Source organism: Mesorhizobium sp. P2_E6 (genome assembly GCF_056403835.1).
The window spans coordinates 1-21523 of record NZ_JBFUEQ010000003.1 but is presented as its reverse complement, the minus strand read 5'-3'; the positions used below and the strand labels follow the sequence as shown (position 1 = coordinate 21523).

The following is a 21523-nucleotide window of genomic DNA, read 5'->3' as shown; positions in this document are numbered from 1 at the left end:
GCGACTTCCGCCGGAAGACGCCTCAATCCAAGGGAGGAATGGAATGCCAATGAACCGAAAACTGTTCACCGGGCTGGCGATCGCCGTTGCGTTTGCGATGCCGGCTTCGGCCGCCGACAAGATCAAGATCGGCCTGATTACGAAATTCCCGGTGCCGTTCTACTCGACCATGGAGGATGCAGCCAAGAAATACGCCGCCGCCCATCCCGAGATCGAGCTGGTCACCGGCCAGGGCCAAGCGGCGACCGACATCGAAGGGCAGATCGCGCTGATCGAGTCCATGATCACGCAAGGCGTCAAGGGTCTGGCGATCACTCCGGTCGATCCGACCGTTGCGCCGGCGCTCGACAAGGCGGTCGCCGCCGGCATCAAGGTGGTTCTCGTCGACAACAGCATCCCGGACTGGAAAGGCCAGACAGCGCTGGTCTCGACCAACAATCTCAACGGCGGCAAGATCGCCGGAGAGTACCTCAAGACCGTGCTCAAGAGCGGCGACAAGGTCGGCATCCTGCAAGGTGTTCCCGGAGTGCCAGCACTCGACGACCGGGTGACCGGCATGATGGAGGGCCTCGGCGACGTCAAGATCGATGTCGTCGGCAAGGGTGCAACCAATTGCACGCTCGAACTTGGCACGTCGGTGACCGAAGACATCCTGACCGCCAATCCCGATCTCAAGGCGATCTACTCGGCCTGCGGCCCGCCAATCCCGGGCGCCGTCAAATCGATCAGCAATGCGGGCATCGCCAACGACAAGATCATCCTGGTCGGCTTCGACGCCTGCTGCGGTGAGATCGAAGCGATCAAGTCGGGCGCGGAAGATGCCAGCGTTGCGCAATTTCCAGCAAAAATGGGTGAGCTTGGCATAGACACGGTCGTCAAGGCGATCCGCGGGGAAGCCGTCGAGGCCAATGTGGACACCGGCGCCGGTCTCGTGACGCTGCAGAACGTCAAGGACTTCGAGTGATCCACCAGTGGTCCGGTGGATTGCACCGCCGGACCACTTCCTGTTTCCGCACTCCAGGAATTATGCCGTTAGCGAAGGGGTGGAATTACACTTATGGACGCCACCATCAAGATCGTCCGATGCGCCGAGCCCGGCAGGCTGGCGTTCGAGGAACAGGCAGCGCCAGGCGCTCCGCCGGAAGGCTGGGTGCTGGTCAACGTCGCCCACGTCGGCATCTGCGGAACCGATTACCACATCTTCCAGGGCAAGCATCCGTACCTCGCCTACCCACGCGTCATGGGTCATGAGGTTTCGGGAACAATTGGGGCAATCAACGGGCCCGTGGACATGGCGGTCGGGCAACATGTCGTCGTCAACCCCTATCTTGCCTGCGGCAATTGTCCCGCCTGCCGCCAGGGCAAGCCGAACTGCTGCCTCGCGATCGAGGTGCTCGGCGTGCACCGTGACGGTGCCATGAGCGAGCAGATTCTCGTACCGGCGCAGAACCTCATTCCAGCGACCGGTCTGTCATTGGTCGAGGCGGCTACGGTCGAGTTCCTGGCCATCGGTGCGCACGCGGTTCGCAGGTCCATGGCCGGGCCGGGCAGCCGCACCTTGGTTATCGGCGCAGGGCCAATCGGCCTCGGTACCGCGCTTTTTGCCCGCATAGCGCGGCAGTGCGTGACCGTCATGGATGTCGATGCCGAGCGGCTGGCTTTTGCCGTAAGGCAAGGTTTTCTGGTGATCGACGGGTCGAAGGGTTCGATTGTCGAGACGATAGCAGAGCGAACCGCCAGGACAGGTTTCGATGTGGTCTTCGACGCAACGGGAAACAGCCGTTCGATGCGGTCTGCCTTCGCCTATGTTGCCCATGGCGGCGTCATGGTGATGGTCAGCGTCGTGCAGGACGACATAACCTTCTCCGACCCAGAGTTCCACAAGCGGGAAATGATGCTGATCGGCAGTCGCAACGCGACGCGCGCCGACTTTCTGCACGTCATGGCATCGATCCGCGCTGGAAAAATACCAATCGACGAACTCGTCACGCATCGTACGACCCTGCGTGACAGCCCACGCGATATTGCGATCTGGGCACAGCAGAAGTCCGGTCTGATCAAGGCTGTCATCGATGTGGCGGGATCTGGCTGATTTTGCCAAACGCCGTCGTGAGAAAAAGTCTCTCCCGAGCGTGTGAGATATCTGCGAGGAGAGAGGACCAGCCTGACTGGGCAGGACACCCTGGTAAGGGTCCTAGGGGCTCAGGAGGTCGCCATAGACGACGACGTGATGCTCAACGAATTCCGGCTTGTTGATCAGGTACTGATCGTCCTTGGGATAGTAGTGGGCCCGCTCGGGTTGCTCGCCCGCATAGGCCTTTACCGCTTCCATATCGGTCCACCAGCTCAGAGCGCATATCTCCGTAACGCTATCGCTGAGGTCGCGCAGCGTGATCTGGTGACCGAGATTGCCTTTGGTGGCGGCAAGCTCGTCGCCACCGGTCCCTGCCACGTAGCGCGAGTATTCGGCGGCCATCTGCGTGCGCACCGTCCCGCACCATCTGACTTGACCCCGGCTGCTGCGAGGGCACGCGGGAAGTCGTCCAGGGTTTCACTCGGCCTTCAGTACTTGGTATCTGATCGACCAGTCACGAATGATCAGTCGGACGGCCTCAGGTCGCGAAACATCATGCTCGGCAGCAAATTGATCGACGCCCGCGAGCATGTCCGGTTGAAGGCGGACCATGATTGGCACGCCCTTTCCAGTCGGGGCCGGTCCCCGCCGTTTCTTTGATGCCACGGTTTCCTGCTTTGCCATAAAACCGTGATATCAGAATTCTTGCTCTTACGGAAGCACTAGAGCCTGACACTAAATCGAATTGGCGAAGATCCGATGTCGAACACCATTGTTCGCAAGGCACTCGGCCCGCTGCCCCATCAGCGGCGGGTGGTGGTGCACTCGGCAGGGCTCGAACCTGCATCTGCCCGGGAAGGTCCCGCTCTGTCCTAGATTGAGCTACGAGCGCCAATTTTGGCACGCTAGTAGAACGGGCTCATTCGATCAAATTAGCGATTGGGATAGCCGGCACATGCATTGGAAGTAGGTCGAGGTGGGAGGCCGAGCTACCCTCTGTATCGCCCTTTCTCGCACCAATATCGAACAACGACACCGGGTTGCGCCCGAAACAGACTGGCCGCAAGTTGACAATTCTCTCTGTTGTACGCCTCCGCCTCGGTCGCATCGAACGTGGCCACATGGATACGCATTTCGGCGGCAGCGGAGCTTCGGTACAGCGTATAGGTTTTGGAGTCATCAGCCTGGGGCGCGCAGCCAGCCAAGGCCGAAACCACCCCCAGAGCAAGGAACAACCTCATTTTAGCATCATAGGTGTGGCAAGAAGACGATCTAAGGAATGGAAAGGTCACGTTGCGCGGCGAACCTTTCGATCGCCAACGTGAAAGTGACATGATCTACGCCGGCTATGTGGAGGTGCTCGTTGCATCAGGCCCCGACGCACCGAAAGGCAGCGATGCTTTGGCCGGCGAGTGAAACTTACGGGGGGCATCCTCGCACCGTTCAGCGCTTCGCGAGGTCGTCAAATGTGATCCCGGTGCCATAACCGCTTGGTAGATCGGCGGTTGCCTCCCGGAAACTGCGTTCAACGGCAGCCGTGTACCGGCCGTCATTCGCCAGCCTATCCCAAATGACGAAGGCGACAGCCAAGGCGATGACGACGAGCACCATTCGCATCGGAACCTCCCTCAAAGAGTTCCAGCAGGCATAATACAGCCTGTTGCTAATATGCGCCAGCGTGGACGATGGCGAGGCTCGCGTCGGCCTATGTCCAACCTCGCGGTCAGCGACGTCAATCAGCGCTAGCTAATATAGATGAGCCCGCGTCATCCAATCGAGGGATGGCGCGACTTACCCCGCTGCTCCACTTGATGGCAAGGCAAAGGGCGGCAATCCGGTTTTGCTGCCCAAGGGGCCTGCTAGCTCTAGGGGGGCTAAATATGAGCAATACGACTCTGATTGCTATCGCTATCCTCGCGATCAGCATCGGCCATGCCGATGCCAAGGGCCGCAAGGTGGAGCTGCCGGTTTGCACCGCGTCAAACCACCTCTTCGAAGTCCTGGGTGACAAATGTTTTCTCGTCAAAGGTTCGATGATCTATGGCGACATCGCCGGTCTTTCCCAGATAGTCACCTGGGCTGGGGGTGGATCTGGCGGTCTGTGAGGTGCGCCCTTAGGTGCCATCGACGGGGACAGGGTACAAAAAAGGCCTATGCCGCAATGGCCGGTGCGCTCACAACCTAAGCACCCTCGCACCGGCCATTTCTTTTTTGCCTCCAGCGCTACAGTCGCGTGAATTCGGCAAGTCCTAAGCGTAGCCGCTGGCCGGTGCGGCCAGCCCGGCGCCCTGTTTTTTACACTGAACAAACCAAAAAGGGCGCCGAGCCTTCACCGGCGGCGCTTTGAGGGAAGCGACGCCGAGAAGTGAGCATAGCGCTCTCGCTAGAGTTGTCGGAATACAACCTTTAGGATGATGGCCGCTGCTGCCCTACATTCTGATCGAAACATACGACAACAGGTAAACGATCGCGATGGTCGCCGTAGCGAGTACGACCCATACGCCCAAGCTGCTCATGCTTCCTCACTTTCCGCCGGCGCACCGTTGGGCAGGATGTTGGGATGGAGGACGCCGGCCCAGGCGGAAAAGGTACTACAAGCACAAGCTAATATAATCGAGATGCATACGCCTATGGTGTGATCGCGGAAGCCTTGGCGTAAGCGCCCCCGTCGGTGTCGCTTTCCTCATCAATCCCGAGCACCTTCCTAAGCCCTTGATGATGGTGCATCGTATCGCCGTCCTGATAGCAGCCTAATCCTCTAAGAACGCCCGCCACTTGCCGCAGGCTCTGAGCAACCGCGACTGGAAACTCTCGCTTAGCTCATTACGATTTGGGTCTTTAGGGCCGGCAAGCCAAGGACTTCAGTCTCAATTGCGTGATTGCTAATGTAATATAGACTTATCACCAGCGGGGGCTTTCTCGCGATGGCCGGTGCTCGCTTACAACCCCTCGTCGTCTGCACCGGCCATTCCTTCGCGAGGCGACTAGCGGCCCAGCGGCCAAGGGCGGGGGGCTGGGGTTTGACCACCGGGCCTAACCGGCGCGGGGTTGGGGCTCGCCGGCTGGCGAATTATACGCCGTTCCCGCTTGGTCGACCATGTCTCACAGTGACTTCTTGTGTGTCGGAGAGCTCCGCCTTACGTGGCGGGCTTTTCCCTGGTTCACTCTGAGCCGGTGCTAAGTACGGTGTACGACGACGTTGTCACCGAGCCGGAACCGTTACCACGCGTGACGCGCACTGTAGCAGGTCGGCTCTTTGCAGGGGCAGGGGTTGCGGTCGAGACCACTGTCCGGATTACGTCCGCTGCGCTGGCGTAGAATAGCTCGCCATTCGGCGAGACGCCCCATCTCGCGATATCATTCTCATCTCTGATCACCTGGCAACGCCCAACCGTTTTTTGACCAGCGTGCGGAACTCTCGATATGTGCTCAGCCAACGCTTCTTCGCATTGGGATGTGGTCGAAAAGATCATGGGCTTTGCGGCCGGCGCTCGGCATAGCATCAAATCGGGGCTGCACGACAACAGCACCATAATGGCAGACGTTACCGTATCCATCGCCCTTCGCCTCCGCCACGCAATATAGCCTCAATGCTGAGACTGCGGAATGGGTTCAAACGATCGAGCCCGCTGTCTTACGGTGGCGGGCCAGGACCAAACTTCACAAAGCAGCTTGCAGAGGCTGAAATCGAGCGCTTTCCGGTGGAGGCGGAACGGCAGCACGGGAGCATCGTCCAGCCGCTTCTATCGCCTGGCAGCGACCATTGCCGGGCGCTCCAGCGCACCACGAAGCGCTATTGAAGACGGTCGAGGACATCACCGGCAAGGATGCGCCGTTCATTCAATGGTTTGGGACCGGACCGGCGCGGTCTCCTATGGCAGGGTAGCACGAGGTTGGGACTTCAGTCTCAGTTGAGCTATCGCTAATATGCCTATAGCTTAGGCAGTGCGGGGACAACCCGAAAACCTAATCCCGCAATGGCCGGTGCGGCTCGCTTACAACCCCAAGCACCCCGCCGGCCATTTCTTTTGCGTCTGGATGGCGCGGACTGCCAAAGCTGGATCGCGCGGGGACATATGCGCAGGTCAGTCAAGATTCTCGTGCCGGTCTTGGCCGTCGTTTCGACTGAGGCCATGGCTCACGAATGGTATACGGGGAAGAAGGACCCCGTCACTGGCTTCGACTGCTGCGCAGGCTCAGAGTGCGCACCGATCCCGGAATCTCAAGTCAGAGAAATGCCGGGCGGCTATATCTATCTCCCCACTGGCGAGTTCATCCCGCTTCGCCGCGTGCAACATAGCCATGATCGGCAGTATCACCGCTGCATCTATCACTCGGAATTTCTCAACCTGGATCAGGGACGTTTCAGGAAGGGCGACACACGCTGTTTCTTTGCGCCGCATATCGAGATCGGCGCTGCGTATTAAAGCGGCCCGGCATCCGGCAGCAGCGGGAGGCCAGGCACAGTGCGGGGCCTGACCTGCGCGGGAAAAAGTTCTGGGTCTGCTGTGGATCGCCCGCAACATGGCAGAGCAATTGGCCGGTAATGCTGCGGCTTGCCATCAAAAGGTGATGGCGGAGGCTAAACGCTTATACCGACAGGAAGAGGCAGATACCGCCGCCTGATCATTTCGCGAGCGAAACGATGGCCCGCTCCCCAAGTGGCGGGCTCTTTTGTCGGAAGGCTTATTTCTTGGCCCTTAATCGCTGCACCATCACGGTGGAGACTTGCCCCACCAGGATTCCGATGCCTCCTGCGATGGGCATGTAGATGTGTCTATTCCAGCCTTCTGCCTTGCAGAACTTTACAAGCAAGATAGCCAAGGGAAGACCCACCAGAAGAATGCCAAGAGCCTGCCAACGTCTCTTTTTGAGGCGCTCAATATGCGCGGACGTTTCGTCGCTCGCCACCCTCAACCCCTCCCATGTCGCACGGACCTGCCGATAGTTGCAGGAATGACCCGGCACCGCAATTGGCACCGGGCGGGTGGGGCAGGGAGGGTAGGAAGTCAGGCCGCGGCTGCCTAGCGTAGCCGGGCGTCTTCACTTCTTGGTTGCGTTAGGCCCGCCCAATTTGCTTCCTTGGTGACGCGGGTAGCATCCATCTTTCCCAGCGTCTCCGAGGCAGCCGCAGTGGTCTTGTTGAGAGTGGCCGATGGGCTTCAGTGTGTTTTCGGTCGGTTGCTCATGTAATCCACGGCCACGACCGCGACGAACGCCAAAACGACGATGGCTGTTCCAACTACCCAGATGACAGACATTTCGATCCCCCACGCGCGACTATCCTACGGCCGAGAAGCCATGGTCGCAACGGTGGGTCTTTAGGGCCAGTAAACGAGGGACTTCAGTCTTAATTGCGAGACTTCTGAAACAATATAGATTTATCATCGCGGGGGCCTTTCCCGCTATCGCGATGGCCGGTGCGGCTTCGCTTCCCCAAGCATCCCCTGCGCCGGCCATTCCTTCGCGAGGCACCAGCGGCCCAGCGGGAGGGTGCCATGCGAGATTTGCCCATCGACGTCGATGCAGATGCCGTGATTGCAGTCGGCCGGTATCTTGATGATCACGCGAAGACCACCGCAGTTTCGATATCTGAAGCGCTCCGTGTAATCAGGCGTGGCGTCAACAAATCGCGCGTCGGCGATATGTGGCTGGAGGAACTGATTGTCGAAAGCGCCGCAGCCAGAAAGCTTGCCATCTTGTTGGACAACCACAACTAAGGCGCGATCCGGCTTGCTTTCGTACACAGTGCGTGCGCTACATTTTAGCGGTGCCTGATAAGCCTGTAACAACCTATGTGGTCAGCGTGTTCGAGAAGCTGCACTGGCGCACGGTGCTAACCACCAAGGACAAAGACAAGGCCTTGGCCATGGCGAAGGAGATCGGCGACAAGGCACGGATCGAGGAGATCACGCCGCTGACCGCGACAAAATTAGCCGTGCAAACGATAGATTATGAAGCGCGAAGATCCGCAATGCGTGATCGGGAACTACGCCTGACTAGATGCGTTGCATGGAAATGCCTGCTCTTCCTGCGGGCGAGAGCGGGAGATTTGTATGGATCGGCGATCCTTGTTGACGGCAATGTTTGGCATTGCAGGGGCAGCGGCATTTGCAAGCGCAGTTCGGCCTATCGACGCAGTGGCCGGCGTTCCAGGCGCCAGAAGCGGCATTCTCGATGAACTCGAGGCGCCAGAGGCCGAGACCTTCGACAACGACGGTACCCCGGCAGAAGTGGATCGGGTCCACTACCGCTACCCCCGCCGAGGTTGGAGAAGGGTCTGCCGTAGCTATTGGCGACATGGTCGTTGGCGCGTTCGATGCTACCGCAGGAGTGCTTGGGGTTATTATCCCCGTGGATACTAGAGAGTGGGCTCCGCCCGAATTAGTCCCGGATTGAAAAGCCCGCCACGGGAGCGACCTGTGGTGGGGCTTTCGGAGTGGCTACAGAAGCGCTGAGCGGATTTTCACTAGGGCGGCGCCAGCGAGTATCGAGGCGGTGATCGCGGCGATGTAGATCGGAACCACGCCTACATCTTGGTCTTCAGGCTGGGCGCGCTCGGCTTCATGTTGTCCCGCATCATGTCCACGAAGGCGCAAGCTCCCTTGGTGAACTGCGAATCCACGCCCACGCCGAGATTCATATCTTCCTTTGTCATCGCGAACACCACATCGAGTAGTTGATCGTTCAAGACACCACGGTGCGTTAAGATAAGAAAAAGCGATCGGATAAGAGCTGTGTTAGCAATTAATATTTCTGGCGTTGTGTACTCGCGAGATTTTGAGATCATTTTGCCCCTCCACTTTCCCCAAGGCCAACATCGCGCCAGTCGAGCCCAAACGCAAGCAGGCTCCCCGAAGGGAGTAGCGAGCTCCCCTCTGATGCCTACCCTGTTGATGCTTCCGATTTCAGAAGGCGCTCCGCCAACTTCTTCAACACCACCCGATCAACCTTATCCGTGGCGCTGAGGGGCATCTCATCCAGCAAAAAAACGCTCTCGGGTGCCTTATAGCCAACGCTGGCACGAGCGAAATGGATAAGCTCCTGCGGGGCTGGCTGCACGGCGCCTGGCTTGAAAGTTACGAACGCGTGGACATTTTCGCCATGGACGGTGTCAGGGACCCCGACAACTCCGGCGATTGCCACAGCGGGATGCCGCATAAGGGCTTCCTCGACGTCCTGCGGGCTGATGTTCGAGCCATCGTGTACGATGATCTGTTTTCGCCGCCCGCAGAACCAAAGGTATCCGTCCTCGTCTATCTTCATCACATCGCCGGTGTCCAGCCAGCCATCCCTGATGGTGGCACGCGTTGCATCTGCATCACCCCAATAGCCGACCATGTTGCAAGGTGAATTGATCCAAAGGCGCCCCTGAGCGCCGGGAGGCAGTTCATTGCCGTTATCGTCGCGGATGGATATCTGGTAGCCGACAATCTGACGCCCGATCGAACCCGCTTTGTTGAGCCCGTCAGGAGGGTTGATCGTGGCAACTCCAATTTCAGACATGCCGTACAGCTCATTGACGGACAAGCCGCTGAGCGCAGTAACTTCGAGCGCCAGCTCGAGCGGCACCTTATCGCCGCCGGCACAGAGCAGTCTGAATGACGAAAAGTCTTCGCGCCTGGCATTCTTCGCCCGAACCAACCCGAAGAGGACCGAGGGCAAAGCGATGAGTATGGTTGGGCGATGCTCGCGCAGCATCAACAGGAGCCTGGGTCCATCGAAGCTTGGCGGGACGACGACACGAGCGCCGGCTGCGAGTCCCATGAGAGCGTCCAGGAGCGCTCCGATGTGCGACATGGATCCGCTCAGCAGAACGATGTCGTCTGCCGCAGTTTGGCAGCCCTGTGCGAAGCTGGCAATCATACTGCCCAGACTTTCGAAACTATGGGCTACGCCCTTTGCCGGGCCGGTACTGCCCGAAGTGAAAAAGATAACCGCAGGATCAGTAGGCGCAGGCATAGGCAAATTTTCGGGCGCGATCGGGCTCTCCAAGAGCGTCGCGAAGTTTGAATGGCGATCGTGCTCGGAGCCGTAGTTGATGACCCCAAGTGGCAAGTCCCGCGCGATACTGGAAGCGATGTCTTCCTGACGGTCCACATGGGCCAATAGCGCCCGAGCGCCGCTCGTCTTGAGTCCATGATCAATCTCGGGATGCGTGTATCGGTAGTTCAAGGGTACTGCCACGATCCCCGATTTGAAGCAGCCGAGGTAGTGAATCATCAGCGCAGCGCTATTGGGCATGAGCGACGCAATTCTGTCGCCCGGCTTCAGCCCATAGGCCAGCAAGCCAGCGGAATAGCGTTTGCTGGCGCGTTCGAGTTCTTGCCAACTCAAGCTGCCCTCGGGGCTAACAAGTGCCAGATCATCTGGCTTGCGTCTTAGCCCAACGTCGAGCAGACGTGGTACCCAGATTGGCTCGTCGTGCTTGGCTCGTGACTGAGGCACTTCGTTCCCGCCGCTGGATTGACGGCCGTCGATGGTCCTGACTTGCTGAATTTGGATCGTGCACGGCCTAAGTTGTAGCCATATTATTAGCAGTCGCTCATTTAATATTGAAGGTCTGGTTCACTCGACCTAACCGGAAAACGGATGTGGCCCCCCGGGTGGCCATCAGCAGGCAGGCGGCCATGCCGATCATATCGCGCTGCCGGTAGCGCCAGACGGCGCCAGCGAGCATCGAGGCGGTTATGGCGGCGATGTAGAGGGGAAACGCTCAACCGGGTCGGACTAGGGCAAAGAAGCAACGGCGGCCCACGCCTGAACCACAGTTGCCGCGACGCCGATGCTAGCAATTAAAAGACCGGCAATTGCAAGACCGCGCTCAAAACCAGCGAACCGCGCTCGTTCCATCTCGGTATGTCGAACCCGTACGGTCAGGTTGCCGCATTGCCGTTCGGCTTCGACAACAAGAGAATCGGCGTCGATCACTTCCTGAAGAAACGTGGCAACCTCTCGCTTGAGGGACCTGGGGGAACCGAGTGGCCGTCGGAAGTCATAGAAAAACCACCAGCGCAACGTCTGCCGTTGAGATCGACAGCAGCCCCGGTGCCCCTTGGAATGGCTACTACAAGAGCGGCGTCAGCGAAGCAGCGATAGTGAACGTCTCCAGCTATTCGTCAGGCGGCGGCAACGTCAGTTATGGCCTCGCGAAGATCGAATCGTTGGTCTGAGATAGACACGGCCGTCACGCCGCGGCAAAAAAGCATAGGCTGAAGGTTACGGCTGACTTGAGAACTGCTACGCCCTACGCCATGTCCGATAATCCGCAGGCTTCGGTAAGTTCGGCTGTGAAGTGGTGGCGTCCTCGATGACGATAGATTCCGCTTTTGGCTGGAGCCACAATCGTACCTCGACCATGGTGGTGGTAGCGATTGCACCGGCCACAGCCGCCAGAAGAAACAGTCCCCAAAAACGGTCCTGCAGACTTCTTCGCGGGGCGGTCAGAATATGCTCAAGGTCGTCTAGCAGATTGTCCATACCCCTATTTTACATCGAAAACCTTTAGACACTGCTAATGAACAGCGTTCTCATCGAACGCCAAGGCCAACCTATCTGGCTATCTGGCGATTCGCTCGCACCGACCCAAGTTGGAGTGCGCCGCTCGGGTTCAATCGGACGGCGGCGCGCGTAGTCACTACGGCGTGCAATCGCCGCCAGCACCGCCACCAGCAGTGACGCCCTTGGTGTTGAGGTTAGCGCAGAGACCGGTGAACTGATCACCAACCCACCCGCCGATGGCAAGGATCGCGAGCAGCGACACTGCAGAGATGATACCGACGAGAATGGAATATTCAACCATCGCGGCGCCGGACTCTTCATCGCGGAACTGCTGAATGAACTTACGCATGTTCCTTCCCCCTTGTTGACTTTCAACCCCGGAGCCGACCTATGCTCAAAGCTCCGTCGAGGGTTATTTAGCTACCGCTGAAGAAGTGCTGGAGTCAAAGGGATTTTAACGCATCATTAACTGGAATGACCTCCGAAAGCGCTTGGATGATCGAGCTAACCAGATGATTTTGCGTGTAATTTTGGCGACTTAACTATAGAAATAGCCCTTTGGTGGAAGATATATCCCGTTATTTGCACAACTTGCGACGACTGTGTTTTTGACGACGTTCAAAAGCGCTGCCTGGTAAGCCACAGCAAGGCGCCAGGTACGAGCTGGGCTTTAAGGAAGGACGAAGCGGTAGACCCGACACTCAGCCGGCCAGTGTGTGCCCGATAGCAATGCCGATACCGATGGCGAGGCCACCAGCGAGCTTGCGGCAAAGTCTAGGGCGAAGGCGCGGATGGAGCCCCAGACGTTCTGGCGGGGCTCCCTGCAGCATTTGAAAGGTCATCGAACAGCGAATCCCCAAGCGAGACAGGGATTTGACGTCCCGGCAAAGGCTGGACGCGGTGGGCCGAAGGCGTTGGCGAATACGAGATCGATCGGACTTGGTGGCAGGCCAAGATCCTACATTTTCCAAAGCTCAACGTAACCGTCTGGTTTGACGGATCTTTTGATGGTCGGCCTGAAGCACTGGGGATACCGCGAGCCGAAATGGTGTACGCCGCCGGCAGACTGGCAGCCAATGCCTGCCGGCTACAGGGCGGCGGCAGAGAGCGCTTGGCAGGAATGGAGAGCAGGACAGCGGCCAAGGGAAACGGGCGCTCTCTGGTGGCCATAGAAACCGTCCCGCCTATCTGTAGAGCTGCGCCTCGTTTCGGAATGCTTTGTCTACAAGGGTGTTATTGGCAAACCCTCCATCGACGTCGACAATCTCTAGGCTGATGGGCTTCTCGCCGGCCGAAGAATCTTCATCGTCCTTGCTGTTATCCTGCTTCTGGATGGGGCTGTTTATAAAGACGCTGGTATAGCCATCAGGCTTGAGCTGGGTATGGCCATTGATCTTGGCCTGGTTGGCGATGCAGTTGACGATCGCCATGTTGAGCAACCGGCGATCGGGATCCAGGGTCGGCGTCGCTCCTTTGAAGCAGGCTGGAACGCCGGTCTCCTTTGTCGGCGCCTTGGACTTGTCCCCGACAAGCCCGTTCGCGATCTCGTATTTATAGACGTCATATCTGGAAGCCGGTACAGCGGCGCCGGTCGGGTTGGTGGTGCTCGGGACGTTGGGGTACGCCGTGCCGTGATTGATCAGCCAATAATTGGTGCGATCCCAGGTCGAATTGGTCATCCCTGTGGCGGAATCGAAGCTATTGCCTGGCGGTAGCGCCATTGCCGTCCCGTCTGTGTTTGCCTTGTATTTGTTGCAGTTGGCGGTCTTGTCCACTCCCTTGCGCACATTGGTCGCCGGCCGATATCGCCAGTCCTTGTCATTCTTCTTCAGCGAGGAACTGTAGATGTCGAAGCGGACGTTGAGCCCAGCGTTGACCTGACCCAAAGTGACGCCGGTTTTCGTGGTGAGCTTATCGCGTTGATAGCAAGTGCCTGCGGTGCCCATTGCGAGGGCATCTCGCAGCGAGGTCAAGTTGTTGTCGATTAGTCCGAAGTTGCCGGGACCAGGGTTCGAGTCGACCTTGAGGATGCGGTATTCGCGGCTATAGGTGAGGCCGGCGGCGAAGGCTTGCTGGATGGTTTTGCTGGTCGCGGGCGTCGTCGTTTCGAACGGGTTGCACATGAAAATTGGCACGGTTTCGCAGATAGACTGGACGAACCCGGCCACGGCCTGGGGCTGAATATCGATCTTGTCGGCGCTGCCGATGAAGCTTGCAGGGAAGATCGTCTCGAAGGCACCGGCACCATCCGCCAGACCAGAGGCATTCACCGTCACTTCGGCGAATTGTACCGCCTTAGGGTCAGTGCTTGCCCAGTTGACGCCGTTGCCGTCGACGCCATCGGCGGTCAACGGGATGTCATCGCTGGCAGGTATTCCGGTCAGGTAAGTGATTTTCACGTCTGCAAGAGTGAGCGTGTGATTGTCTGCCGTAGAAAACTTGGTGTTGTTGGTGACGAGAGTTGCGGCCGCCAGATTGCCTCTGGTGATCGAATCCGCCCGGCCGTCAAGTTCCGCCGCAATGGCAATGGCCATCGCGTCGATGCCCTTCTGCAGATCGTTTTGGAGCCCGTTGACACGAGCCACATCGATCGCCAATACGGAAAAACCGATCAGAACCGGAAACATAATGGCGACGAAGATCATCGCGATACCGCGTTGATCATTCCAGAATTCGCGCAAAAAATGAAACATCGCAGCGCCCCCAACCCTGCCGCAAATATTTCCCCGTGGGAAGACAATAGACCTCATTTTTCTCCGCGGTCAAGTGACCGTTATTCATCTGTGTTGCCGTATATTTTTGGCATACCCCGCTATATAAATCTTCTCTCCGCATTTTTCTGATACCTATGTTCATTCCATGCATGGGAGACGTTGATCGATCCTCGTATAGTTTTAGCGGAATTCGATAGGGGGACATCTTTATGCAGATCGAACACGCCTAAAAACTGATCCTGCGGAGTATGTATATATCGTGATTGACTGAAGTAACCGAACTGCCGATGGGTGTTGGTAGAACTTAAGCAGTTGACCCAGACCTTTGCGTCTGTCATGCAAGACTTTAGTCCTGCCCTCTGCCAGCCTCTTCATCTGCTCAAATGCAGGGGGGCGAGCCGCGACCGGGCATCCCAAGGGGCCTGCAGAGGGAGCGGAACCGCGACTGGAAGCCGACATCCGGGACGACTAGAGCCCAATTGATCCGCCTGACTGGCGCGGTCGGCGGCTCGTCAAGGCGTTAGCTAATATAGATGAGCCCGCTTCATCCGATCGAGGGATGGCGCGACTTACCCGCTGCTCCGAGGAGGTCTAGGCCGTGCTATTCAGGGTATATTACTTCGCCTACCAGCGCGGCTATGAATGCCAAGAGAAGATATGCGTGGCGAGTTCATCGTCACGGCCGACACGATGGTGGCGATGGCGAACGCGACAGGAGCACGGGAAGCCTCGCGTCGGCTACTTGGGGAATAGCGCTCGCCGATGAATTGATCAAAATCTCTGCCGAGAACATTGGCCCGCTGCCTCTGGTGGCGGTCTATTTCTTTTGGCCGATAATATCCCCCAGAACGTCAGGGGAGTAATTTCGCACCTGTCGCTGCTTGTGGACGCGAGGCATATCTACAGGCAAGAGGCAGAGCTGGTTTGGTTGCGGTGGCATGCGGCCACAGGTGGGCGCCAGGACGCGCGGTGTGGTTCGGGGGTCTAGGACAGCGGCCGGCGGGAAACGCAACTGGCGAGGCTGTGCAGGGTTTCAGCCTGCGAAGTCCAGGAGTCTGGTGGCGGGCTCACGACGAAGTTCGGTATGGGTGCGGTCGATGCCTTCCACGGTGATCGCAAACGTCCCGTTTTCGATCCTTCCTATCCAGCCTTTGGCTTTTAGATACCAAAGATGAAACTCCAGATGTTCACGCGGGCAGTCTGCCATGCGTTCGAGTTCTGTATCGCCAACACCAGCATTGTTCACGTCTTGTCGGCGTTTGACATAGAGGAGCGAGAGCACTTTGGCCTGAATGACGGCATCCCGTTCTATGCCTTTGGTGTTGTTGGCTTCCTCGCTCAACCCGTGGCGAATCTTCAAATGCTCTTTATACTCGATGTCGTACTGCGCGCGCTTGAGCGGATCCTTGAGCGTATTGTGGGCATCTATGATTTCACTAAAGCGGGATTCGTCCCCGGTATCCCGGTTGTCGGGATGGTAGCGCATGGCAAAATAACGAAATATCCGTTCTATCGTTTCCGAGTTGGCGTTCGGACTGATTTCCAGAAGTTCATAGTAATCAACGAACAAAGTGATCCTCCCTCGACATCGAGGCAGAGTGTTACGACGCCTCTTCGTCGCCGGCGAGGACCATGCAATAGTGGTGCCAGACGCATTGACCCATTGCGGGACATCATCTGCGCGCGTCGCTTAAGCCGGTGGCGCGCTGGCCGCCAGTCTGCGCTCCCAGTGTGCGCGACTGCGAGCTTGTCGAGAGCCGTGGTCGGGCTGGACGCGCAGCGCTTAGGATCGCGATCGGCACGCTGGTGAGGTTCGGGGTCAGTGCCGACTTGAAGGGGGTTGCCTACGAAAGCTGACCAAGGCACGCATGAAGCCTACCACTTTATCCACCAATGGCGGATGAGCTATTCTATCAGCTTTTTCTCGGGCAAGTCGCTCCTGTTCCAAGGCATTTCGTCGAGCCTCTAGCCCATCATCATACAGATTCTGGGCGTAGCGCTTCCTTGAATGCTCTGACGCCGAAAGCGAATTGGCCTCCAGCCATGCTTTGAACAGGTCGGGTCTGATGCGCACGTTGTAGCGGGCAAACCCAGGCTGCTTCGCTATATGCGATACTTCTAAATTTGCGCGCCACTCTTCCCAAGTCGCAGGCATATCGTCGGCGCCAGGAAGCTCCCGGATAAGAGGATAGTCTTTGGGCATATAAACCGGAACTGCCTCTCCCGCGGTAGCCAAAGCGCGCCTCGGATCGAGCTCTTCGCGATTTCTGGCACGAAAATCCGCCAGTGCTGTTTCTGTTTCCTCTTTCGACCTGCCGGCAATGATTTGAAATGGCGGTTCGGGCGCCGTTAGGATAGCGCCGTTGTCAGATATCATTAGAAAGAGCTCGGACTGATCTTCTAGTCGAAACAGAAAGCAATAACCTTCAGGCTCCTTGAGCCCCATACTCGGGTGGGTGAACCTTGCGTGAAAATTAATCGGTTTCGGCTTCGATATTTCTCGAAGCATCTCGGCTCCAACGGTCCCGGCGTGCTCTGCGTACCCGATATGCTCCATACTCCGCTCCCACTCGATTGGAATGCATGCATTAGCAGTCTTCAGGAAAGCAAATCTACCTTTTGGTGTGGATATGTCGATGTCTTCGAATGGCGCAAGAACCATACCCTCAGACATCTTGACTGCTCGCAACCGACCAATCGCTGTTTCAAGGCAATAGCTCTTCACCTTATTGCCTCGCATGTTGAGCAAAGCTTCAGCTTCCCTAATTTCTGTGATTAAGGGTCGTTCCGGCAGTGCATTGCAGAAGCTCTGTAAGAATGGTGTCGGATCGTTAGGATCGCTGATCTTAAAGATCGTGGAAAGCAGCCATTCGTCGTCCCTTTTAATGGCTTCCTTTTTGTTGAATGCGCGCAAGTTCCCCTCCCTTTTCACCAAGGGTCAGCATCGCGCAGCGCGCAGTCGACTGCAAGGCGAGCCTGCCAGCTATCGGGATCAGGAATAGCCTCCGTTGCGGAGGCTCGTTGGCTGATCGTCGTGCAAAGGCTGCGGGCCCAGACCGCCGGCCGGTGTTTTTCACTGTGGTTCCCGATTACGAAGGAATCGATGCGAAGCGCAACCGCGACTGGAAATCTACGTTCGATCGACGCTAGACGGCTGGGCTGGGACTTCAGTCTTAGTCCAGCCAATAGGCTTAATTGCTCGGCTGCTATTGTGCCCATAGTTTAGGCAGCGCGGGGGACGTCCAAACCAAAAACCCGCATTGGCCGGTGTGGTCCGCCACCCCAAAGAGCCCAACCGCACCGGCCATTTCCCTAACAAGACGCGGCCGGGCGCCGACACCCTCAGACGCCTATGGTTTGATCGCGGAACCTCCGGGCTTACGCGCTCGATTGCCCATGCTGGCTTGATCCCCAGCACTCCATAAGACCCTGGCCCGCTGCCGAAAGGTGGCGGGCTCATTTGCCTGCAAGTTTGGTGGCAGCGTGCCAACCGCCCTGCTATGTTCCCGTCTGGTGGGTTAGTTGGGAGTTCCGATCATGGACACGGAAGAGATGCAGGCGATAGGCGACACCCTCACGCGGATCGTCACGCCAGAAATGACACCGAAGCAATTGGTCAAAGCGGCTCGGAAAGAGCACCCAAAAGCCTCGAAGAAGGATATCGCCAGGGCCGCATTCTTCTCGATCATTGCCCATGCAGACGAGGACCACGGCAAGGCAAAGGACCTACGGGCGTTCGCCATTGCCGAGCGTATTAACGGCAGCTAGAGAGCTAAAAAGAAAGCCCGGTTTGAAGCCGGGCCTTGGGAGGATCGATTGGGAACCCCGAAGGGGGGAGGGATCGATCGAACCCCCTTCAGCGCTTACTAATCTGCATCGCTATTGTGACGCCCGCGTGAAGCAAACCAAGCGCCGTGCTAGACGCCACCGACAGGTAGGCTATATTTTAGCGATGCCTGATAAGCCCGTAACAACCTACGTTGTGAGCGTCTTCGAGAAACCGCATTGGCGCACGGTGCTGACAACCAAGGACAAAGCCAAACCTTTGGCCATGGCGAAGGAGATCGGCGACAAGGTCAGGATCGAAGAGATAACGCCGAAGGTGAAACAGCGGTAGGCTTTGTTGAGTGAAGATGGTGAGAAGTCTAGCCCTTACCACCACCGTCATTGCAACTACAGCTGCCGCTATCGTGCTGACATTTATGGCAGCTAAGAGATTTGAGTTACGGCGCCCAAATACGATCGAGGCTCATATCGAGAGGAACATCTGAGGCGCTACGCCAGGGGCGCGGACTTCCTCAGTGCGCAGCGTGCCAGGTTGGCCCTGACCACGAGGTGATGAAAAGGCCTGATCGCGTTGAGATAGGTGAAGCCCAAGGCATTGTGGGTATGCACAACGGTTGTTGCGATGAGCAACGTGCCTATTGGAGAATGGCGTCGGAGCAGAGATAGCCGGAAGTCCAGGTGTCGGTCATCCGTTCCGAGCACAATTTCGTCCTTGCCCTCCCAGTGCACCGGGAAGAAGTCCACCCGTTGATGGCTGTCCCGGGACGTCCTGACCGTACCGGAGGTTTTGATGCCAAAGGGCGTAACCATGGCGTCGCGCAGCGCGATCAATGCCTTTTGCCACGCCGGTGGATTGACGAGTGTCCGCGTCGCCAACTCGCGCATGCTCGACTGTTCCGATGCACTCATGTCAATGCTGTAGCTATCGAGTAAGCTGGCGTTCTCGTACCAGCCCGCAACGACACTTTCCGACGGCGGCGTCGTCCGGCGTACCTGCGGTTGGCGGTCTAAACCCATGCTCATGATCGTGTCACCTATTCAAGGGGCCATCAACTACGGGGGTGAAGACGAGGCTTATTCAAACTCAAACCACGAAGAGGCGCTAGGGTCTACGGCGCTTAGAAATGGCCTGCAACAGATCTTTTCGACCATCGATGACATAGAACGCATGCGTCCTTTGGCGAGGCCAAAGGCAGAGGGCTTTTCATATCGGTTGGTCAAGTCTACACCATCGGTCGGGCGAAAACGCTGGTGGGGCGCCATGAAGCCGATCGCGATTGCAATTCCGTTACTCTTCCTCGTGGTGCAGGCTCAAGCGCAAGAGCGCAGGGATATCGCCGGCCTGAGTTGCGCCGAAGTTCAGGCACTACTGAAGCAGGACGGCACCACCGTCATTCGCTACCGCTCCATATTCAACCTCAGCCTGACGCGCTACGACCTCTATGTCAGCGGGCAGAAGCAATGCGGTCCTGGCGAGGTGGCTACTGGCGCAGGCGTGCCGACGACCGACACAGATTATTGCCCGGTCCATAAATGCATTGCGAGCAATCTCTTCGTGGCAAGGTAGCCGGCCAGGTCGAGAAGCTGAAATATCGACCGGCTCGTGATCGCCGGCCGGTATTTTTCACTGTGATTCCTGATTACGAAGGGATCAATGCGAAGCGCAACCGCGACTGGAAATCTACGTTCGATCGACGCTAGACGGCTGGGCTGGGACTTCAGTCTTAGTCCAGCCAATAGGCTTAATTGCTCAGTTGCTATTGTGCCCATAGTTTGGGCAGCGCGGGGGACGTCCAAACCAAAAAAGCCCGCAGTGGCCGGTGTGGTTTGATGCCCCCAAGAAGCCCCAACTGCACCGGCCATTACTCTAAGGATGGTGCCGTTTAAGATGACAGATAAGCCGGTGACGACCTACATCGTCAGCGTGTTCGAGAAACCGCACTGGTGCACTGTTCTAACGACCAAGGACAAGGAAAAGGCGTTCGCGCTAGCCAAGGAGATCGGGGACAAGGTTAGGGTTGAGGAGATCACGCCCAAGCCGAAAAAGCGCTAGAGCCTTCAGTGTGGTTTCGGTCGGTTGCTCATGTAATCCATGGCCACGACCGCGACGAACGCCAAAACGACGATGGCTGTTCCACCTGCCCAAATAACAGACATTTTGCCTCTCCCCAGGGCGATCCTACGCCCAGTGAGGTAGCGCCGCAATCACGACAGGCAATGGTGGTAAAATGCGAGAAGCGCGGGAACAAAATTTCGCATCTCTCGTTGAAAATGCCGGCCGGATGCCTGTCCAAAGTCCATGTCCGGCTTGTGTCAAAGGCCCGTTGCCGTGCCCTGGCAGCGGGCCGCTGGCACTGGCAAGGTTGTCAAAAATCGCGTCCATCCGAAGATTCTTGATCGGACCGGTTTCGTAGTGAATCCCCTGTTTGTTCACGGCACAAGCCATGACGATTGCGAGGCCGAGAATGAGCATGGAGGCGACGTGCTGGACGAACCGCACGACGGCTGGGACGATGACGAGTATGAACCTGGCTGGACGGAACATGTCGACCAGCGCAAGGCAGTCATCGTCGATCAGAACACCTGGAACCACCCCGAAGGCGAGCCGCTGCTCGGCTGGTGCGAGAATCACGGCAAAGGCGTCATGCTTTGCGAACCGGCAGACGATCGCGAAGGCGACGATGAGCGGGAGCAGCCCGACTTCTACTGAAACCGAAACCAAGTTTCGAATTGGCCCGCTGCTTCGGTGGCGGGCTCTTTTTACTGGCACTGTTCGCCGTCGTTGCCGACAAAAGGTGATTTGACGTTACGTTAACTGGGCGCAATCATATCGGATTGTACAAGGGTTGAAGGGCGTTTCAATGAAACTCATTGTCTTTGGCGTAGCAATGGTATTGGCCGCCACCGGAGCAGCTGTTGCGAAAGAGAAGAAAAAAGTGGCCACAGCTCATCAGGCTGCAACCTCGTGTTCTACACCTCATATGAAGGCTGGCAGCAAGCCGACCCCGAAACTGGATTGTAAATCGACAGGCACCGTGGTTGCGCGACAGCCAAATGGGGCAAACTTCCTGGATCATTATAATCCGCGCTTAGGGTATGATGACACCAGTCCGTGGTTTCAAACTGGCTATAATTGACTGCGGCTTCGGCTTCCGGGCCTTTCTTTATCCAGCGACGCGGCCAGCCCGCTGCCTTAAGGTGGCGGGCTTCTCTTTTGGGGCTGGGTTTGTCAAGCAAAGGGATCCTCACCGTGGCATACCATGCGCGGCGTTGGTCGTGGTGTTGACGGCTGATGCGTAAACGGCTTCGATGCGCCGGAGATGATGAGTGCCCGCCAGGGGTCTGGCTTCTCTTCGAAGTCGGCGCGCGACCGCTCCATGATCGGGTCGGATGGAGAGGCATCTCAATCTTTTTACCGAAACTGTCAGTCTGACCTGACGTCCAAGCC

At 57.6% G+C, this 21523-nt stretch carries 27 protein-coding genes and 1 tRNA gene; 14 read left to right on the top strand and 14 right to left on the bottom strand.

Annotated elements, in window-relative coordinates:
* Positions 1-49: 49 nt before the first annotated feature.
* Together AC1D08_RS08015 and AC1D08_RS08010 are read left to right on the top strand one after the other, a co-directional pair.
* Positions 50-964 carry a sugar ABC transporter substrate-binding protein gene (locus AC1D08_RS08015; protein WP_457154369.1) on the top strand — a complete coding sequence of 305 codons (915 nt, stop codon included), beginning with the start codon at positions 50-52 and terminating at the stop codon, positions 962-964.
* Between the two features lie 105 nt (positions 965-1069).
* Positions 1070-2092, top strand: coding sequence for a zinc-binding alcohol dehydrogenase family protein (locus tag AC1D08_RS08010; RefSeq protein ID WP_457154372.1), 1023 nt, complete (start codon positions 1070-1072; stop codon positions 2090-2092).
* A 102-nt stretch (positions 2093-2194) separates the two neighbouring features.
* Here the strand turns inward: AC1D08_RS08010 and AC1D08_RS08005 are convergent, their stop codons facing one another.
* The 3 genes from AC1D08_RS08005 to AC1D08_RS07995 form a co-directional block, all read right to left on the bottom strand.
* Complete coding sequence (locus tag AC1D08_RS08005) at positions 2195-2488, bottom strand: hypothetical protein (protein ID WP_477227444.1); 294 nt, start codon at positions 2486-2488, stop codon at positions 2195-2197.
* 63 nt (positions 2489-2551) lie between these two features.
* Positions 2552-2686, bottom strand: coding sequence for a ribbon-helix-helix protein, CopG family (locus AC1D08_RS08000; protein WP_280952820.1), 135 nt, complete (start codon positions 2684-2686; stop codon positions 2552-2554).
* Between the two features lie 205 nt (positions 2687-2891).
* Positions 2892-2966: transfer RNA gene (locus AC1D08_RS07995), tRNA-Gly, on the bottom strand.
* A 401-nt stretch (positions 2967-3367) separates the two neighbouring features.
* On the opposite strand from AC1D08_RS07995, the gene AC1D08_RS07990 reads away from it, so the two are divergent.
* Complete coding sequence (locus tag AC1D08_RS07990) at positions 3368-3490, top strand: hypothetical protein (RefSeq protein WP_477227443.1); 123 nt, start codon at positions 3368-3370, stop codon at positions 3488-3490.
* A gap of 27 nt (positions 3491-3517) precedes the next feature.
* Here AC1D08_RS07990 and AC1D08_RS07985 read toward each other — a convergent pair whose 3' ends face one another.
* Positions 3518-3685, bottom strand: coding sequence for a hypothetical protein (locus AC1D08_RS07985; protein ID WP_167392195.1), 168 nt, complete (start codon positions 3683-3685; stop codon positions 3518-3520).
* 269 nt (positions 3686-3954) lie between these two features.
* Between AC1D08_RS07985 and AC1D08_RS07980 the strand changes: the two genes are divergently transcribed.
* Entirely contained in the window at positions 3955-4179 is a 225-nt protein-coding gene (locus AC1D08_RS07980) for a hypothetical protein (protein ID WP_457155838.1), read from the top strand.
* 1872 nt (positions 4180-6051) lie between these two features.
* A complete protein-coding gene (locus AC1D08_RS07975) occupies positions 6052-6501 on the top strand; it encodes a hypothetical protein (RefSeq protein ID WP_457154832.1) in 450 nt (149 codons plus the stop codon).
* A gap of 259 nt (positions 6502-6760) precedes the next feature.
* On the opposite strand, the gene AC1D08_RS07970 is transcribed toward AC1D08_RS07975, so the two are convergent.
* Positions 6761-6985, bottom strand: coding sequence for a hypothetical protein (locus AC1D08_RS07970; protein ID WP_457154833.1), 225 nt, complete (start codon positions 6983-6985; stop codon positions 6761-6763).
* Positions 6986-7572: 587 nt separating this feature from the next.
* Between AC1D08_RS07970 and AC1D08_RS07965 the strand changes: the two genes are divergently transcribed.
* Positions 7573-7794, top strand: coding sequence for a hypothetical protein (locus tag AC1D08_RS07965; protein WP_477304248.1), 222 nt, complete (start codon positions 7573-7575; stop codon positions 7792-7794).
* Between the two features lie 32 nt (positions 7795-7826).
* Entirely contained in the window at positions 7827-8255 is a 429-nt protein-coding gene (locus AC1D08_RS07960) for a hypothetical protein (RefSeq protein WP_477227439.1), read from the top strand.
* A gap of 348 nt (positions 8256-8603) precedes the next feature.
* On the opposite strand, the gene AC1D08_RS07955 is transcribed toward AC1D08_RS07960, so the two are convergent.
* From AC1D08_RS07955 to AC1D08_RS07945, 3 genes are all read right to left on the bottom strand, one after another.
* Positions 8604-8864 (bottom strand): hypothetical protein, encoded by a 261-nt coding sequence (locus AC1D08_RS07955; protein ID WP_457155873.1) that lies wholly within the window; start codon positions 8862-8864, stop codon positions 8604-8606.
* Between the two features lie 95 nt (positions 8865-8959).
* Entirely contained in the window at positions 8960-10522 is a 1563-nt protein-coding gene (locus tag AC1D08_RS07950; RefSeq protein ID WP_477227438.1) for a class I adenylate-forming enzyme family protein, read from the bottom strand.
* A gap of 282 nt (positions 10523-10804) precedes the next feature.
* Complete coding sequence (locus AC1D08_RS07945) at positions 10805-11005, bottom strand: hypothetical protein (protein ID WP_457154886.1); 201 nt, start codon at positions 11003-11005, stop codon at positions 10805-10807.
* Positions 11006-11055: 50 nt separating this feature from the next.
* Between AC1D08_RS07945 and AC1D08_RS07940 the strand changes: the two genes are divergently transcribed.
* Positions 11056-11247 carry a hypothetical protein gene (locus tag AC1D08_RS07940; protein ID WP_457154885.1) on the top strand — a complete coding sequence of 64 codons (192 nt, stop codon included), beginning with the start codon at positions 11056-11058 and terminating at the stop codon, positions 11245-11247.
* A 464-nt stretch (positions 11248-11711) separates the two neighbouring features.
* Here the strand turns inward: AC1D08_RS07940 and AC1D08_RS07935 are convergent, their stop codons facing one another.
* The 4 genes from AC1D08_RS07935 to AC1D08_RS07920 all read right to left on the bottom strand — a co-directional run bounded on the left by AC1D08_RS07935 (position 11712) and on the right by AC1D08_RS07920 (position 17203).
* Positions 11712-11924, bottom strand: coding sequence for a Flp family type IVb pilin (locus AC1D08_RS07935; protein ID WP_457154884.1), 213 nt, complete (start codon positions 11922-11924; stop codon positions 11712-11714).
* A gap of 835 nt (positions 11925-12759) precedes the next feature.
* A complete protein-coding gene (locus AC1D08_RS07930; protein WP_477422915.1) occupies positions 12760-14268 on the bottom strand; it encodes a TadE/TadG family type IV pilus assembly protein in 1509 nt (502 codons plus the stop codon).
* 1054 nt (positions 14269-15322) lie between these two features.
* Positions 15323-15859, bottom strand: a complete 537-nt coding sequence (locus AC1D08_RS07925; RefSeq protein ID WP_477422913.1) for a DnaJ domain-containing protein — start codon at positions 15857-15859, stop codon at positions 15323-15325.
* A 249-nt stretch (positions 15860-16108) separates the two neighbouring features.
* Positions 16109-17203: a hypothetical protein gene (locus AC1D08_RS07920; RefSeq protein ID WP_457154920.1), complete on the bottom strand. Its 1095-nt coding sequence runs from the start codon at positions 17201-17203 to the stop codon at positions 16109-16111.
* A gap of 623 nt (positions 17204-17826) precedes the next feature.
* Between AC1D08_RS07920 and AC1D08_RS07915 the strand changes: the two genes are divergently transcribed.
* A complete protein-coding gene (locus AC1D08_RS07915; RefSeq protein WP_477422911.1) occupies positions 17827-18057 on the top strand; it encodes a hypothetical protein in 231 nt (76 codons plus the stop codon).
* A 127-nt stretch (positions 18058-18184) separates the two neighbouring features.
* Positions 18185-18406, top strand: coding sequence for a hypothetical protein (locus AC1D08_RS07910; protein ID WP_477227433.1), 222 nt, complete (start codon positions 18185-18187; stop codon positions 18404-18406).
* Between the two features lie 158 nt (positions 18407-18564).
* On the opposite strand, the gene AC1D08_RS07905 is transcribed toward AC1D08_RS07910, so the two are convergent.
* Positions 18565-19098 carry a DUF2867 domain-containing protein gene (locus AC1D08_RS07905; RefSeq protein WP_457155318.1) on the bottom strand — a complete coding sequence of 178 codons (534 nt, stop codon included), beginning with the start codon at positions 19096-19098 and terminating at the stop codon, positions 18565-18567.
* On the opposite strand from AC1D08_RS07905, the gene AC1D08_RS07900 reads away from it, so the two are divergent.
* Both AC1D08_RS07900 and AC1D08_RS07895 read left to right on the top strand, forming a co-directional pair.
* The gene (locus AC1D08_RS07900; protein WP_477227432.1) at positions 19091-19642 is read left to right on the top strand and encodes a hypothetical protein; all 552 of its coding nucleotides are present in this window, start codon (positions 19091-19093) and stop codon (positions 19640-19642) included. The two genes, AC1D08_RS07905 and AC1D08_RS07900, sit on opposite strands and share 8 nt — an antisense overlap.
* 321 nt (positions 19643-19963) lie before the next feature.
* Positions 19964-20128, top strand: a complete 165-nt coding sequence (locus AC1D08_RS07895; protein WP_477227431.1) for a hypothetical protein — start codon at positions 19964-19966, stop codon at positions 20126-20128.
* Between the two features lie 126 nt (positions 20129-20254).
* Here the strand turns inward: AC1D08_RS07895 and AC1D08_RS07890 are convergent, their stop codons facing one another.
* Entirely contained in the window at positions 20255-20548 is a 294-nt protein-coding gene (locus AC1D08_RS07890; protein ID WP_457154481.1) for a hypothetical protein, read from the bottom strand.
* A 9-nt stretch (positions 20549-20557) separates the two neighbouring features.
* Between AC1D08_RS07890 and AC1D08_RS07885 the strand changes: the two genes are divergently transcribed.
* Positions 20558-20785, top strand: coding sequence for a hypothetical protein (locus AC1D08_RS07885; RefSeq protein WP_457154480.1), 228 nt, complete (start codon positions 20558-20560; stop codon positions 20783-20785).
* A gap of 151 nt (positions 20786-20936) precedes the next feature.
* Positions 20937-21212: a hypothetical protein gene (locus AC1D08_RS07880; protein WP_457154479.1), complete on the top strand. Its 276-nt coding sequence runs from the start codon at positions 20937-20939 to the stop codon at positions 21210-21212.
* Positions 21213-21523 lie beyond the last annotated feature (311 nt).

What these genes read in the sequence shown, in the direction of transcription:
- AC1D08_RS07935 (WP_457154884.1), bottom strand. Translation starts at nt 11,924, where the DNA reads ATGCGTAAGTTCATTCAGCAGTTCCGCGATGAAGAGTCCGGCGCCGCG.
- AC1D08_RS08015 (WP_457154369.1), top strand. Translation starts at nt 50, where the DNA reads ATGAACCGAAAACTGTTCACCGGGCTGGCGATCGCCGTTGCGTTTGCG.
- AC1D08_RS07895 (WP_477227431.1), top strand. Translation starts at nt 19,964, where the DNA reads ATGACAGATAAGCCGGTGACGACCTACATCGTCAGCGTGTTCGAGAAA.
- AC1D08_RS07980 (WP_457155838.1), top strand. Translation starts at nt 3,955, where the DNA reads ATGAGCAATACGACTCTGATTGCTATCGCTATCCTCGCGATCAGCATC.
- AC1D08_RS07965 (WP_477304248.1), top strand. Translation starts at nt 7,573, where the DNA reads ATGCGAGATTTGCCCATCGACGTCGATGCAGATGCCGTGATTGCAGTC.
- AC1D08_RS07905 (WP_457155318.1), bottom strand. Translation starts at nt 19,098, where the DNA reads ATGAGCATGGGTTTAGACCGCCAACCGCAGGTACGCCGGACGACGCCG.
- AC1D08_RS08000 (WP_280952820.1), bottom strand. Translation starts at nt 2,686, where the DNA reads ATGGTCCGCCTTCAACCGGACATGCTCGCGGGCGTCGATCAATTTGCT.
- AC1D08_RS07915 (WP_477422911.1), top strand. Translation starts at nt 17,827, where the DNA reads ATGGACACGGAAGAGATGCAGGCGATAGGCGACACCCTCACGCGGATC.
- AC1D08_RS07930 (WP_477422915.1), bottom strand. Translation starts at nt 14,268, where the DNA reads ATGTTTCATTTTTTGCGCGAATTCTGGAATGATCAACGCGGTATCGCG.
- AC1D08_RS07975 (WP_457154832.1), top strand. Translation starts at nt 6,052, where the DNA reads ATGGCCGGTGCGGCTCGCTTACAACCCCAAGCACCCCGCCGGCCATTT.
- AC1D08_RS07955 (WP_457155873.1), bottom strand. Translation starts at nt 8,864, where the DNA reads ATGATCTCAAAATCTCGCGAGTACACAACGCCAGAAATATTAATTGCT.
- AC1D08_RS07900 (WP_477227432.1), top strand. Translation starts at nt 19,091, where the DNA reads ATGCTCATGATCGTGTCACCTATTCAAGGGGCCATCAACTACGGGGGT.
- AC1D08_RS07880 (WP_457154479.1), top strand. Translation starts at nt 20,937, where the DNA reads ATGAAACTCATTGTCTTTGGCGTAGCAATGGTATTGGCCGCCACCGGA.
- AC1D08_RS07890 (WP_457154481.1), bottom strand. Translation starts at nt 20,548, where the DNA reads ATGCTCATTCTCGGCCTCGCAATCGTCATGGCTTGTGCCGTGAACAAA.
- AC1D08_RS07985 (WP_167392195.1), bottom strand. Translation starts at nt 3,685, where the DNA reads ATGGTGCTCGTCGTCATCGCCTTGGCTGTCGCCTTCGTCATTTGGGAT.